This is a genomic window from Mucilaginibacter terrigena (genome assembly GCF_004168255.1).
Lineage (GTDB): Bacteria > Bacteroidota > Bacteroidia > Sphingobacteriales > Sphingobacteriaceae > Mucilaginibacter > Mucilaginibacter terrigena.
This window is the reverse complement of sequence record NZ_SEWG01000003.1, coordinates 352,376-368,230: the sequence shown is the minus strand read 5'-3', so window position 1 is coordinate 368,230 and position 15,855 is coordinate 352,376. Positions and strand designations below refer to the sequence as shown.

Here is a 15,855-nt window from a genome sequence, read left to right as displayed (position 1 = left end):
TTTTGTTTGTCTTGTTGCCTTTAACGGATATGCACAAACAGCACCCAACATTTCTTACTACACACCCAAATCATTTACCAGGACTAAAGCAATTGCCCCAATGGCACCCATTAATGCCGGCGGTGCTGTTCCTGCACAAACTTATGGGGATGTCACAACGCTTTCTACTTCCGGGTTAGCTTTAAATCAACCATATCAATCTGTATTTGATGCCTCCGGCAATTTATTTGTTGCTGATGTTGGCTCTAACACTATCAAAAAAATAACTCCTGCCGGTGTTGTAAGTATTTTTGCAGGGAGCACCGTAGGAACCGCTGGTACAGCTAATGGAACGGGCACAGCAGCAAGGTTTAGCTCTCCTGATGGCATCGCTATAGACCCTTCGGACAATTTATATGTTGCAGATTATAGCAATAATAGAATTCGCAAAATTACCCCTGCAGGGGTTGTAAGCAATTTTGCAACCGGTATTACAGGCCCCGCGGGCATTACTTATTCAGCAGGTAATTTATATATAGCTGAGCAAGGCGGAAATTCTATTGTGAAAATTGTAGTGTCTACTGTTACCGTTACAACTTTTGCAGGTTCCACTATGGGCACCGCGGGATTTACAGATGCAACAGGTACAGCTGCACGATTTAACCAACCGGGCGATGTAATAGCCGATGCATCCGGGAATCTTACTGTAACAGATTATGGCAATAACGCTATCAGGTCGATCACATCAGCCGGTGTGGTTACAACAATAGCAGGTAGTACAGCAGGGACCGCGGGTACTACAAACGCTACCGGTACCGCTGCCAGGTTTTCTGGCCCTTACGGTATTACAAAGGACGGCGAAGGCAATTTTTATATTGTAGACGCGACTAACAACCAGATCAGAAAGATGACATCGTCTAACGTTGTCACTTTAATGGCGGGGTCAACCACTGCCGGAAGTACTGATGGAATAACTACAGCCGCGCGTTTTAGCAGCCCTTCAAATATTACCAGCGACGGAAGCGGATATCTCTATATATCAGACGTAGTTAACAGCAAGATCAGAAAATTATCTATATGCGGTTATACCGTAAGCCCGGCGCTACCTACAGGCTTAACTATGAGCCCTACAACAGGTATTATTACCGGAACACCCAGCGCTACACAGGCGGCAACCAGTTACACGGTGACAGCTTATAACTATTACGGAAGCTCGAGCACAACAATTACTATTGCTGTTACAAACAGTGATATGGATATAAACGATGCTAACACGGCTGCAAACGGCATTACACAAGGGGTTTTACGCCCGGGGGAAACCAATGCGGTTTTATTTGGCTTTAGCTTTAGGCCTAACAGCGCTATGACAATAAGCGGCTTTAAGCTTAACGCGACTATTACCGGCGCGCAAGGAGCCGGGTTCTTTTTCACTAACGGAAAGCTTTATAAAAACACCACTGCCAATACTTTTGACGGAGCTACATTAGTTACAAGCACAGGTGTGGCATTCAACGGTTACACACCCAGCAACCCTGCTATTACTATCACTGGTTTATCGGAAGCTTTTACAAACAGCGACAGCCCTGTTTATTATTTTATAGTTGGTGATGTTATATCCAACTATAATACCTTTAATGCTGCATCGCAAACCGTACAATTCAAATTCCAAACCACTCAAACAGATGCTGTTTCATCAAGCACTCCATCAGCAAATTATGCACCTAATATAAACGTTAACGGGACCACCTTTACCATAGCACCCCCAACCTTAACAGTTTCTAATAACAACTTTATTGCAAATGGTATAACAAACGGGCCTATCAGCTTTGGCCAAACAGATATTGTGCTCTTTAGCTTTAAATTAGTTGTTGACGGCGTTTTTAATGTTACTACATTCAATAATATATCCTGCACAGTAAATGCAAATGCCTATTTCCAGGGTGGCAAGCTTTATCGTTCAACAACGCCATATTTTTCTGATGCGGTACAAGTACCAGGAGTTGTTACTTTCCCGGGATCATATGCCCAGGTACTATCTGCTAATGAGCAATTTAATAGTTATACAGGCGCATCAACCTATTATTATTTTTTAGTTGGTAACTTAACTAATACAAGTTCGGGTACAGGTACGGTCACATTTTCGTTACCTACAAGCACTTACGCCTTTACGCAATCATCGCCAAGCAAACAATATTACCCATCAGTGCTTGTAACAGGTTTGCCTTTTACGGTTTTAACAACGTATGTGTGGGTAGGCGGCACCGTTGGTAATCTTACGAACTTCAGTACAGCGGGTAATTATCGTACATTGCTTAATGGCGCGGTGGGCGGTGCCCCTGGGTCTACAACTGCCATATATATATCGCAAACTGTTCCCAGTACTGGTGTCACTGTAACTAATGCACCTACCTTAAGTGGTAACATTACCATACCAAGCTTAACATTTGATGGCACAGTACCACCAACTTTATCGCTTAGCACAAGAACCCTCACCGTAAACAACAAATTAATAGTAAACAGTGGTACCACGGCAACAATAACAGGTACAGGTACTGTCACTATACCAAATACGGCACTAACCTCTGCACTTGCGGGTTCGGCAATATTGAAAGTTACCGGCTCTGCTGCAATTAACAACGCAGGTACTTTCACCATGGCCCAAAAGTCTGCCTTGAACGTAACCGCCGGCACCGTAACAAATACAGGTACCTTTACTTTAAAGTCAGACAGTACAGGCTCTGCAACAATAGGCCCTGTTCCAAGTGCAACAACTTTTACAGGTGACTATATTGTTCAACGGTATGTTACCGGCGATACCAGCCATAATATAGCCCGCAATAATTATAAGTATCGTAATTACCGTATCATGTCATCTCCCGTATCAACGGGTACAAATTCTGGTTTCAATTACTCCAGCCTGGCCTATATACCTTTAAGTTCTATTGTTACAGGTACAACAACGGGCGGGACGCTTACTACAGGCAACCCTACTTTATATTTTTACCGCGAAGATTATGCGGGGACCAACGCATCTTTTACCTCCAGCAACTTTAGGGGCATAACCGCTATTTCATCTACAGATGTAACTGTAGATGGCGCAAGCAAGTACTTGTATGCAGGTATGGGTTATCTATTTTATTTTAGAGGGAACAATAGTAATGTAAGCTCAAAAACCACAGCGCCCTATGCCGCCCCCGAAAGCGTAACTTTTGCTAATACGGGAACACTAAACCAGGGCGATATTACCGTTGCTAACTGGGTTACCAATACATCCGCCTTATCAAAAACTACAGTTGCTACTGCAAATTCACAAGGTTTGCAATTGGTAGGTAATCCTTACGCATCGTCAATTAATTGGGATACCTCTGCAGGGTTTGGCGGTACAGCAACCGTTGGTACAACTATATATGCATTTAACCCGGTTAGCGGGCAATATGAAACATACGTTAGAGGAGCTGGTGGTGCTGGTTCGGGTGGGGCTAATTCCAATATTATTGCCAGCGGCCAGGCCTTTTTTATAAAACTTTCGGCCAATGGTACTTTTATATTTAAAGAAGCGGCCAAAACAACAACACAACTATCGCCAAGCACCAATTTGCTTTTGGGTAAACCTGTAAACGCGGTTCAGGATGTTAGGTTTTTACGGTTGCGCCTTGCATTGGATAATTTAAACAATGATAATATTGTTATATTATTTAAAGATGGTACGGATGATAAATACGTTGAAAACGAAGATGGCCTTGATTTGGGTGGCAGCGGCGCGCTCGAAAGCTTATCCGCCCGTTCAAGCGATGATGTAGCTTTGGCTGTTAACTCGCTGCAATTACCTAAAACTACTGCTAAGATCATCCCTTTATCTGTTGATGCTTTTAAATCAGGCGTATATTCATTAAGCTTAAACGAGTTAAAAAACCTGCCGAAAATTTACCAGGTGTGGCTTAAGGATAAGTTTAAAAAAGATTCGCTTGACCTGCGTGCTAATACCACCTACAAATTCAACATTGATAAAACCAATGCCGCATCATTCGGAAAAGACAGGTTTGAGCTAATTATACGTCAAAACCCCGATCTGGCCCTTAAATTATTAACATTTGATGCCAACAAAGTATCGGCAGGTGCCCAGCTTAGCTGGATTTCAGAAAACGAAAGCAACTATACCAACTATACCGTTGAGCGCAGCATTGACGGCGGCAAAACTTTTGAAGTGATAGGCGGATTAAATTCAAACGGCGATGGTAAATATATTTTAATTGATAAAGCGCCTGTAATTGGCGAAAACCAATATCGTTTAAAGCAGGATGATATTAACGGAACTATTACTTATTCGCAAATAGCTACCCTGATGTATTCAAATTCATCAAACAATATTATAGTAAGTAATTTAAGCATATATCCAAACCCTGCAACAACAAATGTAAATATTGCCATACTGGTACAAAACGCTACGGCATCGTACACTATAACTATTACCAATAGCAGCGGTACTGTAATGAAAAGCGCTAAAACTACACAGGCAAATTGGCAGGCAAATGTAAGCAACTTCCTTCCGGGCAGTTATTTTGTCCAGGTAAAAAACAACGAGACCAATATTCTCGTTGGAAATGGTAAGTTTGTAAAATTATAATGAAAGGACTTGTGCGCATGAAAATCAAAATGTTTATAACAACATTTGCTTTATTTTTATTTAATACGATAATTGTTTTTGCCCAGCCGACTAACCCTTGCGATGATCCTACAGTTGACCCGGATGATTTACCACCGGGCATTTGCGATGTCCCTCTTGACAACTGGGTTTATGTTTTAGTAATTGCTGCAGTTATTTACGGGGTTTATAAACTGTATCAAAAACAAAAGGCGTTTGCGCTATAATTATAAAATTATGGTATGGGTTTTAAAAGCCAAACAAAACCGGCGCTAATAGCGCCGGTTTTGTTTTTTTATAGTTATTTATTCCGCACTTTAAACTGGCATTTTGTTTAGCTTTTACGATACTGACAAAACCATGTCAGTAATAAACGTTTGATTATCAAATATTTAACGATGTTCACGCTGGTCGTGTGTGTCGTGAACGTGAACACTAATATCAAAAACCCATAAAAAAAGGGATGCAAGCTTGCATCCCTTTTTGTTTCTATAACGTACTGTTACGATTTTCGTGCCGGTGGGGCCAGTTCCAGTTGCTTCATAATGCCTTCAACCACCTTCGGGATATCGTTCATGGTTTGTTTTGGGTTGCGTAATTCGCCAACGCCATATCCGCGCCATACAACTTCCTGGGTTTTACTGTCAATAAGGTCGATAATAATAGTGCCTTCCTTATAATGTACCTTTTGGGCAAAAGTAGGGCCGTAGCCATAGCCAAACGGGCCACCCCATCCGTAACCATAATAAGGGCGGTACCAGCCGTAACCCCAGCCACCGTAAAAGCCGCTGTAGTACGGAGAGTAAAATTCTGTTTTAGTACCACGGCCGGTTACGGTTAAATAGCGTACCAATAGATCCGGGTTTTGATTTTCAAGCCTAAGGCCTTTGTTTACCAGGGCCTGTCTTGTAGCTTCCTGCACTTTACCGCTGCCTATCTCATCAAGCGGCCGCCATTGTTTGTTGGGGTTTTTCTTTTGGGCTGCCCAGGCAAAAGTGCGGTAGGCGGTTAGGTTAGTTTTGTTTGCCGCGGCTGTATAATAATTATAGCTGCTGCAAGCCGATAGCAGCGATACAAAAGCCACCGTCAGCGTTAGATAAATATATTTTCTCATTGCCTTACCATTATTTATAACTCTTAGACTATTGCAGGCATAAAGGTTTAATCGCGTTGGCAGCAAATTAAAAATAAATTTTATCTGCTATGTGCAATTGCCCCTATGTTAAGTATTTCCCTACAATTGGCATACGCCTGCCCATGCCAAATGCCTTTGGTGATACCCTTAATATAGGCGGGGTTTGGTAACGTTTGTGCTCGGCAAGGTTTACCAGCCTTATCACCTTACGCACCGTGGCTTCCTCAAAGCCCTGTTTTATGATCTGTGCCGACGAACAGCGGTGCTCAATGTATTGTACTAATATTGCATCCAGGATATCGTATTCGGGCAGCGAGTCGGTATCTTTCTGATCAGGGCGTAACTCGGCCGAAGGCGGTTTTACAATGGTGTTCACCGGTATGATCTCCCTGTCACGATTAAGGTGCCGGGCCAGCTGAAAAACCTGCGTTTTAAATACATCGCCAATAACAGAGATACCGCCGCACATATCGCCATAAAGCGTACCGTAACCTACCGCCGCCTCGCTTTTATTCGAAGTGTTCAGCAGGATGTAGCCAAACTTATTGCACATGGCCATCAGCACTACCGCCCTGCTGCGCGATTGGATATTTTCTTCGGCAATATTAAAAGGCAGGTTTGCAAATTGTGTGTGCAACGCCCCTTCAAAGGCATCGGTAATTTTTTCGATAGCAACCGTTTCCGATCTGCAACCCAGGTTTTTCACCAGGTCTTCCGCATCCTTAATAGAGTGGTCGCTGGAGAATTTTGATGGTAGTAGTACGGCCATTACGTTTTCGGGGCCAAGCGCTTCGGCAGCCAATACGCATACCACCGCCGAATCGATGCCTCCCGACAGCCCCAGTATAGCCTGCTTAAAGCCCGATTTATAAAAGTAATCGCGTATGCCCAAAACCAAACCCTGGTGTATTTGCTCAATATCGCTTTCGCGTTGGGCCATCATAGTTGAAGGATGTTCAAACATTATATCACCATTATCCCCTAACGTGTAATAAGCAGTACTTTCAATAAAGTATGGCATTTCATCAGCCGTTTTACCGGTTTTATCAAATACCAGCGATCCGCCGTCAAATATCAGTTCGGTTTGTGCGCCAACATGATTTACGTAAAACAAAGGCAGGTTATACCGGCGGGCATTATCGCTTAAAATAGCAATACGTTCCTCATCGTGATTATACGCAAACGGCGATGCTGCAATATTGATCATCAGATCGGGTTTTTCCTTTATCAGCGTATCCATCGGGCGGGTAACATACAGTGGGTTCTCAATTGTGTTCCACAGGTCTTCGCAAATGGTTAAGGCAATCCGCTTGCCCTTAAAATCGATGCATTCAAATTGCGTTGATGGCTCGAAGTAACGATATTCGTCAAAAATATCATAGTTAGGTAGCAGAGCCTTATTTACAACCGCTTTTAATACGCCATTCTCAATAAAATAGGCCGAATTATTAAGATCCTTACCTTCGGGATTATTATTTGGTGTGGGCAAGCCAATAATGCATGCAATACCTTTACACTCAGCAGCTATCTGTTGAGCAGCGGTTTCGCACAGGCTTATAAACTCGTTAAACTCCAAAAAATCACGCGCGGGGTAGCCGCAAACACATAGTTCGGCAAAAACAACCAGGTCGGCCCCGTTTTGCTTTGCTTCGCGGATGCCGGCTATGATCTTACCGGTGTTATATTCGAAGTTGCCAACGTGATAATTAAGCTGGGCTAATGCTATTTTCATAAGTTTACAATTGCGGTGCTTACGCCCTTAATGCAAATAAAAAAATTATTTTTGCTAAAACGCTACGATGATGTCTTATTCATGTAAAACAATACTTATTTACATAAGTTTTTTAATGTGCCTGGCTTTTACTGCCTGTAACCGTACTAAAAAGATCGATGTAAGCAATATACCTGTTGATGTAAAAATTGAACGCTTTGATCTTGATTTTGATGCCTTGCGCAGCAAACCTATGGCACAGCAAGCAGCTTTCCTTCAGCAAAAGTATGGAGATTTTTACCAGGATTTTATCGAACGCATTTTAAAGGCCGGCACCACGCGCGATACTAGTTACTTTAAGACTTTAAAAGCCATATTTGCCGATAAATCATATATCGACCTGAAGCACGATGTTGATGCCGCCTACCCGAATACCGATAAACAAAACGAAGCGTTAACGGATGCCTTCCGCCGGGTAAAATATTATTATCCCCAAAAAAAACTGCCTAAGGTGTACGCCTATCTTTCGGGGTTCCAGGCGCAAACTTCTATAGGCGATGATTATTTTGCAATAGGCCTTGATCTTTTTTTAGGTGCCGATTCCAGGTTTTACCCGGCCCAGGTAGAAAGTTTTCCGCATTATATATCGCGAAGGTTTACGCCCGATAATATTGCACCACGTGTAATTGAAGGAATGGCCCGCGAGGATATGTTCCCCGAAAACGAACAGGATAACTCGTTACTGGCAAAAATGATATATAATGGTAAGATCCTGTACTTTATGGACCAAACCCTGCCAGACGTAGCCGATTCTACCAAAATTGGGTATACTGCTAAACAGATAAAATGGTGTGATGATTTTAAAGCCAACATTTGGGGCTTTTTTTTAGAAGAGAACCTGTTGTACGAAACCGATTATCAAAAAATACAAAAGTACCTGGGCGAGGCCCCGTTTACTCCCGGCCTTGGCGACAAGAACGACTCGGCGCCGAAACTTGGCGTTTGGACAGGCTGGCAAATTGTGCGCCAGTATATGGATAAGCACCCAAAGGTTACCCTGCAGCAATTAATGAACGAACGTGATGCCCAGAAGATCCTGAACGGATCTAAATACCGGCCTAAGAACGCAGCAGAATAGTGAGGTAAGTACTTCCTTCTTTGGCACAGGACAAGCTGAGGCCACAAAAAAAGCGCCTTCGGTAACCGGGGCGCTTTTCAATATATCGTTTATGAATTTACTTCAGGATAGCAAAAACAGCTTTTAACGCTAAAATTATGCCTATTATAAAAATAACGTTGGCTACAGCGTCGGCATGTTTAAAACCAGCAAAACGTAAATATATGCCTGTAAGGCCTATAACAATTGCAAGAACTAAAAATTTATAGTGACCCTCTGCGTTAGCTTTTTGCGTTGATGATTCCATTTTACTTTTTATTTGGCACAAAAATATAAATGTTTACCGAAAATGCGATAATGTTTTAAGAATTAATCGCCTTTTCTTTCTTACTCCAGCCCTGTGGCAGGTTCTCTTCTATCTCGATATTTTCAAACTCAGCGCTGGCCCTTGAGCCAACCACTTTTGCCCAGGCAGCCATCTTGGCTATACCCTCTTCAAGACTTACGTTTTTGTTGCTGCCAAATACGCCGGCGGCTTTAGAATGGTCGCTATGCGCGTGTAAAACCTCTTTACGCGCTTCAAGGTGGGTAACTTTGGGCTGCACGCCAAGTTCTTTGGCTACTACCTGCACTAACTCGTTTACTGTGTATGGTTTATCGGCACCAACATTAAACACCTGGTTGTAAGATGCAGGTATATTTACGCAATTGGCTATGTGCGGTGCAACATCATCAATATAACTGAAAGCGCGGGTTTGCTCGCCATCTCCAAAAATGGTCATGGGTTTTTCCTGCATTATCTGGTTCATAAAAATACCGATCACGTTGCGGTATTTATCGCCGATGTTTTGGTTTTCGCCGTAAACATTATGCGGGCGAAAGATCACCGAGTTTAAGCCAAACATGTGTTTAGCCGCTTTCAAATCCATTTCAACAGCGTATTTGGCTACACCGTAAGGATCTTCGGGCTGTGGTACCATGCTTTCTAACATAGGCAGCTGGCCTGCACCATAAACTGCTATTGATGAGGTAAACACAAAACACTTAACTTTATACAGTACCGCCAGGTTTATCAGGTTAACCGACCCTATAAGGTTGTTATTGTAATTAAACCTGCGTATAAAATGCGAGAGACCTTCGGCAGCATAAGCTGCCAAATGGTATACATAATCAAACTTGTGCTCGGCAAATAGTTTCTCTAAAAGCTCCACATCGTTAATAGAGCCTATTACAAATTCAACGCCTGCTGGCACGTGGTCTTCAAAACCGCCGCTCAGGTCATCTAATACAACAACTTTATGCCCAAGGTTTAAACAGTGCTTTGCTACGTGCGAGCCAATAAAACCGGCACCGCCGGTTACCAATGATGTGATCATATTATAATAATATCGTTTAGTTTAAATTAAAAAGCCTGTGCACTTATCCTGCCCTAATATCTCACTTTAGTGTTAATAAAACATTACCAAACGCTATTTAACACTTTGTGGTTGTGACATTGCCGTAACAGCTTGCAAAAACCAGGCCGCATGCGGTATCCACTGTTCCGTCCAGCGCCATTCATTGCCTTCGGCCTCGGTCTTAAAATCAATTCCCGAACCATCTGCGTTACCATCCTTACCTGTAATGCCATTAGAAATACCGCCGCGCTGCGATCCATGGCCAAAACTTGATGCCATATAAGGCACATTATTTTTACCAAAGCCATAAATAAAGCACCTGTTATAGGGGTTACCACCCATTATCCACGATAATTGCTGTGAAGCATACGCACCAATTGTTGATTTAATTCCCCAGCTATCTGCTGCCGGGTAAACCAGCCGCCCGCCAACAACCGCTGCCGTTGCCAGCGAGCCCAGGCGGGCATTCTCGCCCTGCCACCACCAGCCTGTTTCGTTTTCGTGCGGGATAAAGAAGCCATCTTTTACCTTGTCTTTAAACAAAAAGGTTTGGCGGGCATAACCAAATGGATTACTTACTTTATTGGTTACAGCCAGGTTATAATCTACAGCTTGTTTAATGGTTTTTAAAGCTGCCGCGCGATAGGTATCATCCTGCTCGGCATCCAGGTAACGCGATAGGGCTACTACAGGTAACCCTGCATCAGATGCATGCCAGTAAGGCCGGCCGGCATCGTTTGCCAAAAAGTATCCCGCTGGCGTCATCCTTTTATTAAGGTTAGCCGCGCGTTTACGGGCTTCATCGCGGTATAAATCATCTTTGGTAGCTATCCATAGCTCGGTAGCGGCCATCAGCGCGCAATAATCGTCAATAATATTTTCTTTACCGTCATCATCATAGCTGGTATTATATTGCTGCAGGTGTGCAAAGGCCCTTTTGGCTCCATCCAGGTATTGCTGCGAGGTAAAGTTGCCATCTTTTTTCCATTGCGATATGCGCGCCAACGCCGCAATAGCCATACCGCCGCCCTCGCGAAACGCGCACTGGTATTGGTTGGTGGTAACACTATTGGCCAGCAAGCCTACTACCCTGCGCGCGGAAGGGTTTTTATCAAAATAGCTGAATACGATCATATAAAAATAATCATCATCAGAGAGTGCCCGCATCATGTAATCGGCACCGTAAAGGGCCTCGTTATCAAGCGAATCTTTTAATTTCCATTTGTTAAGGAACACTGGGATCTTTTCGGATGTGCTTACCATTGACCAGGTAACAAGCGGGATCTGCTGCGGCGACATAAAGTTGGCATACGCCAGGTGCGAAAAATATTTGCTTACATCGCCCGATGCATCGCACCATCCCCCACGCAGGTTAACAGTTTTATCGCTGCCGAATAGTTTTAAATTCATATCGGCGGTAACCTCTTGCGGGGTATTTGCACGTTGTTTATTATAATAATGAATGATAGCTGATAGCGTTTGTTTTGCCAAAGCGTTCTCGCCAATATCAAAGGCGTATGAAGTGTAGATCTTACCGGCTATTTTTATGCTTAGCCTAAACCTACCGGCTTTGGTAACCGATGAAAAATCGGCTTTATAAAAAAACTTCCCCGGCGACCAGTCTGGCATGACCTGCGGTATGCCAAGCGCCCCTGTAAAAGCTATCTTGCCGGCGGCATCTATCAAAGTAAAAGTAGGTTTGCCCACAGCTTTAGTATCCAATTGTATCACCGCGGTTTTTGGCGCGTTGCTATCAAAGGCAATTTGATTTACGTAGATTACGGGTTTTGCAAGTAATGCCGTTACGGGCACAACCAAGGCAAAACAAAGGAGCAGTATGTACGCTCTTTTCATGGGCAATTAATAAGGATGGTTTACCGGCAGCAGGCATCTGTAGGGTAACAAAAACCTGCGCCCTAAAATAAGTTAAATTCCTTATCAATCAATTTTATCGCGTAAGCATATTATAAGTTTGTTTAACTTGCTTTATGGAAACAGGTGTATTTGTATTTCTGGAATTTTTACGTGAAATATTGCTGCCATTGCCCGACGTAACCGAAAAAATATGTTTTGGCACTCCCGCGTTTTACGTAAATAAAAAGATCTTCGCCCGGATAAAAGAGGATGGCCAAAACCTGGTTATAAGCACACTTGAGCGGGATAAATGGATGCAGGCCAACCCCAATGTTTACCATATTACCGATCACTATATTAATTATAGCTACATGCTGGTGAGAATAAATAAGGTTGATCCCGAAGAATTGCAAGGGCTTTTAATTACCGCGTGGCGAAACCGGGCCAATAAAACCTTGATCAACAAATACGAGGGCAGTAACTTGTAACAAAGGCTAACCTTTGGCATCATACTTGCAATTGTTGTGGTATAAACATTTACATAAAAAACAAACACCATGGGCTTATTAAAATTTATAGCAGTTGGCGCAGCCATCGGGTACGGAATAAACTATATTACTAAAAAGGGCCCTAACGGCCGCTCGATACTCGACGATATTACCGAGGATGCACCGGAGTGGTTTAACAAAGCCAAAACCTACGCTACCGAAAAGGTGGAAGAGGTTGTGCAGCAGGCACGGCCTAATAGCGGCTATTAGTTTATTAACTAATAGTAAAAACCAATTAAAAGTTTAAAAAGCCCTTACAATTACAGTAAGGGCTTTTTAGTAATTTAAAACTTATATTTACTTACGTCGTATAAGCTGCATCATGCCTGTTTAGCAAGGGTGCAAAAATTACTAATTATTTAACCTTTTAATTTAAAAAACTATGCCAATCACAGATCCAGACGGGACGATCCCCTTACCAGTTGCAAAAGAGTGGGCCGAAAACTGGCGCACTTTTATCAGCACAAACAGCCCTGAATTTATTACACGGTCGTTTATGATCCCTATTTTTGATTTCCAAAACATTTTGCTTTACAACCCAACCGCCGAATCTGTAAAAGCTTTTATTGGCCTTACAGATCCAACCGATGCAACAACTGCACAACTAATGCTTGTGCCTATTGTTGACGGTGAGGAAGTACATCTGCTGCCGCTTGTGGGTGGTGGTTTAGGTGATACGCAAAGTAACGTTTACGATATGACTACCGCGTGCCCGCCTACCTGCATAACATCGCCGGGCGATACGCTGGATTCGTAAATTTTTTATTAATTTATTCATATGCTTATAACCTTGATTATATTTAGGGCTTATAAGCATATGAATGTTATACTTGTTATACGTAATGTACATTGTACCGGCAACCATCTTAATACCGGTTTTAATGGCTTTAAAAAACTATCGATTTTTAACTAAACCATTAAAAATTATTTTTTGGTTCCTTATTTTTTCAGGATCATTTAATCTTGTTAATTTAATATTGATAGCGTTTCATCAGTACACAGCTCACTTGCTTAACATATACACTGTTATTGAATTTTTCTTTCTTTCGTTATATTACAGTTATTTAAACGTTAAAAAGTATCGAAATTTAATGTATATGGCGATAGTTATATTTACCATTTTATGTATCGTTAATTATCTTTTTGTTCAAAATAAAATCGAGTTTAATACATATACACGGCCGGTTGGGGCAATTGTGATAATTTTTTACAGTTTGATGTATGTATCACAACAAAACAACGAGGAGCAAAACTGGGGGGATAATATGTATAATTGGATAAACACCGGCATACTTCTATACCTTGCCAGCAGTTTGTTCATGTTTATATTTATTAATTATTTATTAAATGCAGGGCAGCATATTAACAGGATACTTTGGGCCACTCATGATACAATACTAATATTGGAATACCTTTTATTTGCCGTAGGATTTTATAAATGCAAAACACACCAGACAATATCTACATATTAGTGCTTTTAGGCATGACCGGGACTTTTCTACTGGTCGTGTCGTTCATTTTCTTTTCGGTACGCAACCAAAACAGGTTATTAAAACAGCGCCAGAAGTTTCAGCAAGCCCAGATAGAACATCAAAAAGAACTGCTGGGTGCTGTTATCGAATCGCAGGAGGCAGAGCGCAAGCGCATTGGGCAGGACCTGCATGACGATGTTGGCACCACCATATCGGGTTTACGGCTGTTGATAGAGATGTTTAAACCCACCGGCGGCGACGATAAAAACTACCAGGATTTTACACAATCAACCAAAACCATTATCGATAAGATAGTGAAGGATGTGCGCAACATTTCGCATAACCTATCGCCAACCACATTAAGGTATTACGGCCTGGCCGCTGCGGTAACCGAGCATTGTACTATCATCAATCAATCGGGCAAGTTGCAGATAGCGCTGGTAAATAACGCCGAAAAAACACTGGAAGAGCTGCCTTTGCCTACTTCTACAGCGCTATACCGCGTGTTAGAAGAATTATTAAACAATACCATAAAACACTCGGGGGCAAGTAAAGCCAACATTGATTTTAACATCACCGACTATAAATTATATATTGATTATGCCGACAATGGTAAGGGGGTATCTGCCGATTCGGCATCAGTAAAAAAAGGCATGGGCATGCAAAATATCGAAAGCCGTTTGCTTAATATCAACGCTATATATGCTATATCACCCTATTCGGGCAAGGGTTTTTCTATTAAAATTGAGTGCCCTTTAGCTTAAGCTTTGTATGGAAGAGATTAATATCGCGATAGTTGACGATCAAAACCTGTTTAGGCAAAGCCTGGCATTGCTGGTAAATTCTGTAGAAAATTTCAGGCTGGTGGCCGAGTGTGTAAGCGCACAGGCTTTTATAGATACGCTTAATAAGTTTAAACTTAAGGTAGATATTGCCATTATTGACATGGATATGCCGGGCATAAACGGTATCGAACTAAATAAGTACTTGCACACACATTACCCAAATATCAAGGTAATTATCCTTACCGTTCATGCCAACGATATGCTTATAACCCAGATGATAAACTCGGGCGCGGCAGCCTACCTGGTGAAAAACTGCGATAAGGACGAATTACTTTTAACCGTTAATACTGTTTACAAAAGCGGTTTTTATTTTAACAAAGCTGTGCTAAAGGCGCTGCGGAATAGCGCAAACCACCGCCCGGTAATGCAGGATACCTTAAACGGGTTACCCATAACACTAACTAAACGCGAGGAACAGGTATTAAAATTGATATGCAAAGAGCTTAATAATGTTGAAATTGCAGCTGAGCTTTTTTTAAGCGTTCGCACCATTGAAGGGCACAGAAACAGCCTTATCAACAAAATTAAGTGCCGTAATACAGCCGGATTGGTGCTTTTTGCCCTTAAACACCGCCTTATAGGTGCCTTATAAACCACGTATAACTACGTGATTTTAAAATCACGTAGTTATACGTGAAATTCACTTCGCCAATACTGTCAATTAAAAATTTAACCAATAAACAAACATATTGCTATATTATTGCGTAAAACAGTTTTTAGTTAATTATTGAACAATATAAGCTATAAGCATGTGTTTGAAACGAAAAAATCACAGTATGCGTTTAGCTATATTTACCTACAATTAATATGCTGAACGCTGTGATATGGATATAATATTTATTAGTAATCAGATAAAGTATGACATTTTAAATACCTGCGGTATGCCGGTTGACCATTCATATAATTTATTAACTAACACGCCGCTAAAATCAATAGGTTATGACAGGGACGAAGATCTGTGCCGAAAGCTTGAAGAAAAATTACGTGTAGTTGCCGAAGAATACAAAACCGGGAAGAGAGTTGCAGAGGGTGCTGTATCGCAAAACCTAACCGTACGCCAATGTATACAGTTAGTAATTGCCTAACCTATTTATTATACGATACCTACTTATACCTAATCACAATTAAACGGCGTTTACAATGTAAACGCCGTTT

Annotated in this window: 13 protein-coding genes; 9 read left to right on the top strand and 4 right to left on the bottom strand. The window is 42.0% G+C overall.

What is annotated here, in order from left to right; all coding sequences use genetic code 11:
* Nucleotides 1–100 precede the first annotated feature (100 nt).
* The gene (locus EWM62_RS08860; protein WP_129876294.1) at nt 101–4,603 is read left to right on the top strand and encodes a T9SS type A sorting domain-containing protein; all 4,503 of its coding nucleotides are present in this window, start codon (nt 101–103) and stop codon (nt 4,601–4,603) included.
* The gene (locus EWM62_RS08855; RefSeq protein ID WP_129876293.1) at nt 4,603–4,848 is read left to right on the top strand and encodes a hypothetical protein; all 246 of its coding nucleotides are present in this window, start codon (nt 4,603–4,605) and stop codon (nt 4,846–4,848) included. The genes EWM62_RS08860 and EWM62_RS08855 overlap by 1 nt, the downstream gene beginning before the upstream one ends.
* Nucleotides 4,849–5,123: 275 nt before the next feature.
* Here the strand turns inward: EWM62_RS08855 and EWM62_RS08850 are convergent, their stop codons facing one another.
* Both EWM62_RS08850 and EWM62_RS08845 read right to left on the bottom strand, forming a co-directional pair.
* On the bottom strand, nt 5,124–5,735 hold the full coding sequence (locus EWM62_RS08850; protein ID WP_129876292.1) for a DUF4136 domain-containing protein: 612 nt from the start codon (nt 5,733–5,735) through the stop codon (nt 5,124–5,126).
* Nucleotides 5,736–5,838: 103 nt separating this feature from the next.
* Nucleotides 5,839–7,488, bottom strand: a complete 1,650-nt coding sequence (locus EWM62_RS08845; protein ID WP_129876291.1) for an NAD+ synthase — start codon at nt 7,486–7,488, stop codon at nt 5,839–5,841.
* 67 nt (nt 7,489–7,555) lie between these two features.
* Between EWM62_RS08845 and gldB the strand changes: the two genes are divergently transcribed.
* Entirely contained in the window at nt 7,556–8,605 is a 1,050-nt protein-coding gene (gene gldB, locus EWM62_RS08840; RefSeq protein ID WP_449406685.1) for a gliding motility lipoprotein GldB, read from the top strand.
* Nucleotides 8,606–8,946: 341 nt separating this feature from the next.
* Here gldB and EWM62_RS08835 read toward each other — a convergent pair whose 3' ends face one another.
* Both EWM62_RS08835 and EWM62_RS08830 read right to left on the bottom strand, forming a co-directional pair.
* Nucleotides 8,947–9,960, bottom strand: coding sequence for an NAD-dependent epimerase/dehydratase family protein (locus EWM62_RS08835; RefSeq protein WP_129876290.1), 1,014 nt, complete (start codon nt 9,958–9,960; stop codon nt 8,947–8,949).
* A 93-nt stretch (nt 9,961–10,053) separates the two neighbouring features.
* Nucleotides 10,054–11,835: a glycoside hydrolase family 9 protein gene (locus tag EWM62_RS08830; protein WP_129876289.1), complete on the bottom strand. Its 1,782-nt coding sequence runs from the start codon at nt 11,833–11,835 to the stop codon at nt 10,054–10,056.
* A 134-nt stretch (nt 11,836–11,969) separates the two neighbouring features.
* Between EWM62_RS08830 and EWM62_RS08825 the strand changes: the two genes are divergently transcribed.
* From EWM62_RS08825 to EWM62_RS08800, 6 genes are all read left to right on the top strand, one after another.
* Complete coding sequence (locus EWM62_RS08825) at nt 11,970–12,323, top strand: MmcQ/YjbR family DNA-binding protein (RefSeq protein WP_129876288.1); 354 nt, start codon at nt 11,970–11,972, stop codon at nt 12,321–12,323.
* A 69-nt stretch (nt 12,324–12,392) separates the two neighbouring features.
* A complete protein-coding gene (locus tag EWM62_RS08820) occupies nt 12,393–12,593 on the top strand; it encodes a YtxH domain-containing protein (protein WP_129876287.1) in 201 nt (66 codons plus the stop codon).
* A 172-nt stretch (nt 12,594–12,765) separates the two neighbouring features.
* The gene (locus tag EWM62_RS08815) at nt 12,766–13,140 is read left to right on the top strand and encodes a hypothetical protein (RefSeq protein ID WP_129876286.1); all 375 of its coding nucleotides are present in this window, start codon (nt 12,766–12,768) and stop codon (nt 13,138–13,140) included.
* 681 nt (nt 13,141–13,821) lie between these two features.
* Entirely contained in the window at nt 13,822–14,619 is a 798-nt protein-coding gene (locus EWM62_RS08810; RefSeq protein WP_129876285.1) for a sensor histidine kinase, read from the top strand.
* A gap of 7 nt (nt 14,620–14,626) precedes the next feature.
* Nucleotides 14,627–15,292, top strand: a complete 666-nt coding sequence (locus EWM62_RS08805) for a response regulator transcription factor (RefSeq protein ID WP_129876284.1) — start codon at nt 14,627–14,629, stop codon at nt 15,290–15,292.
* 232 nt (nt 15,293–15,524) lie between these two features.
* Nucleotides 15,525–15,785 (top strand): hypothetical protein, encoded by a 261-nt coding sequence (locus EWM62_RS08800; protein ID WP_129876283.1) that lies wholly within the window; start codon nt 15,525–15,527, stop codon nt 15,783–15,785.
* Nucleotides 15,786–15,855 lie beyond the last annotated feature (70 nt).

Excerpts from the sequence above, each read along its gene's own strand:
- EWM62_RS08805 (WP_129876284.1), top strand. The coding sequence starts at position 14,627 with ATGGAAGAGATTAATATCGCGATAGTTGACGATCAAAACCTGTTTAGG.
- EWM62_RS08860 (WP_129876294.1), top strand. The coding sequence starts at position 101 with ATGGCACCCATTAATGCCGGCGGTGCTGTTCCTGCACAAACTTATGGG.
- gldB (WP_449406685.1), top strand. The coding sequence starts at position 7,556 with ATGATGTCTTATTCATGTAAAACAATACTTATTTACATAAGTTTTTTA.
- EWM62_RS08820 (WP_129876287.1), top strand. The coding sequence starts at position 12,393 with ATGGGCTTATTAAAATTTATAGCAGTTGGCGCAGCCATCGGGTACGGA.
- EWM62_RS08830 (WP_129876289.1), bottom strand. The coding sequence starts at position 11,835 with ATGAAAAGAGCGTACATACTGCTCCTTTGTTTTGCCTTGGTTGTGCCC.
- EWM62_RS08825 (WP_129876288.1), top strand. The coding sequence starts at position 11,970 with ATGGAAACAGGTGTATTTGTATTTCTGGAATTTTTACGTGAAATATTG.
- EWM62_RS08850 (WP_129876292.1), bottom strand. The coding sequence starts at position 5,735 with ATGAGAAAATATATTTATCTAACGCTGACGGTGGCTTTTGTATCGCTG.
- EWM62_RS08815 (WP_129876286.1), top strand. The coding sequence starts at position 12,766 with ATGCCAATCACAGATCCAGACGGGACGATCCCCTTACCAGTTGCAAAA.
- EWM62_RS08855 (WP_129876293.1), top strand. The coding sequence starts at position 4,603 with ATGAAAGGACTTGTGCGCATGAAAATCAAAATGTTTATAACAACATTT.
- EWM62_RS08835 (WP_129876290.1), bottom strand. The coding sequence starts at position 9,960 with ATGATCACATCATTGGTAACCGGCGGTGCCGGTTTTATTGGCTCGCAC.
- EWM62_RS08845 (WP_129876291.1), bottom strand. The coding sequence starts at position 7,488 with ATGAAAATAGCATTAGCCCAGCTTAATTATCACGTTGGCAACTTCGAA.
- EWM62_RS08810 (WP_129876285.1), top strand. The coding sequence starts at position 13,822 with ATGCAAAACACACCAGACAATATCTACATATTAGTGCTTTTAGGCATG.
- EWM62_RS08800 (WP_129876283.1), top strand. The coding sequence starts at position 15,525 with ATGGATATAATATTTATTAGTAATCAGATAAAGTATGACATTTTAAAT.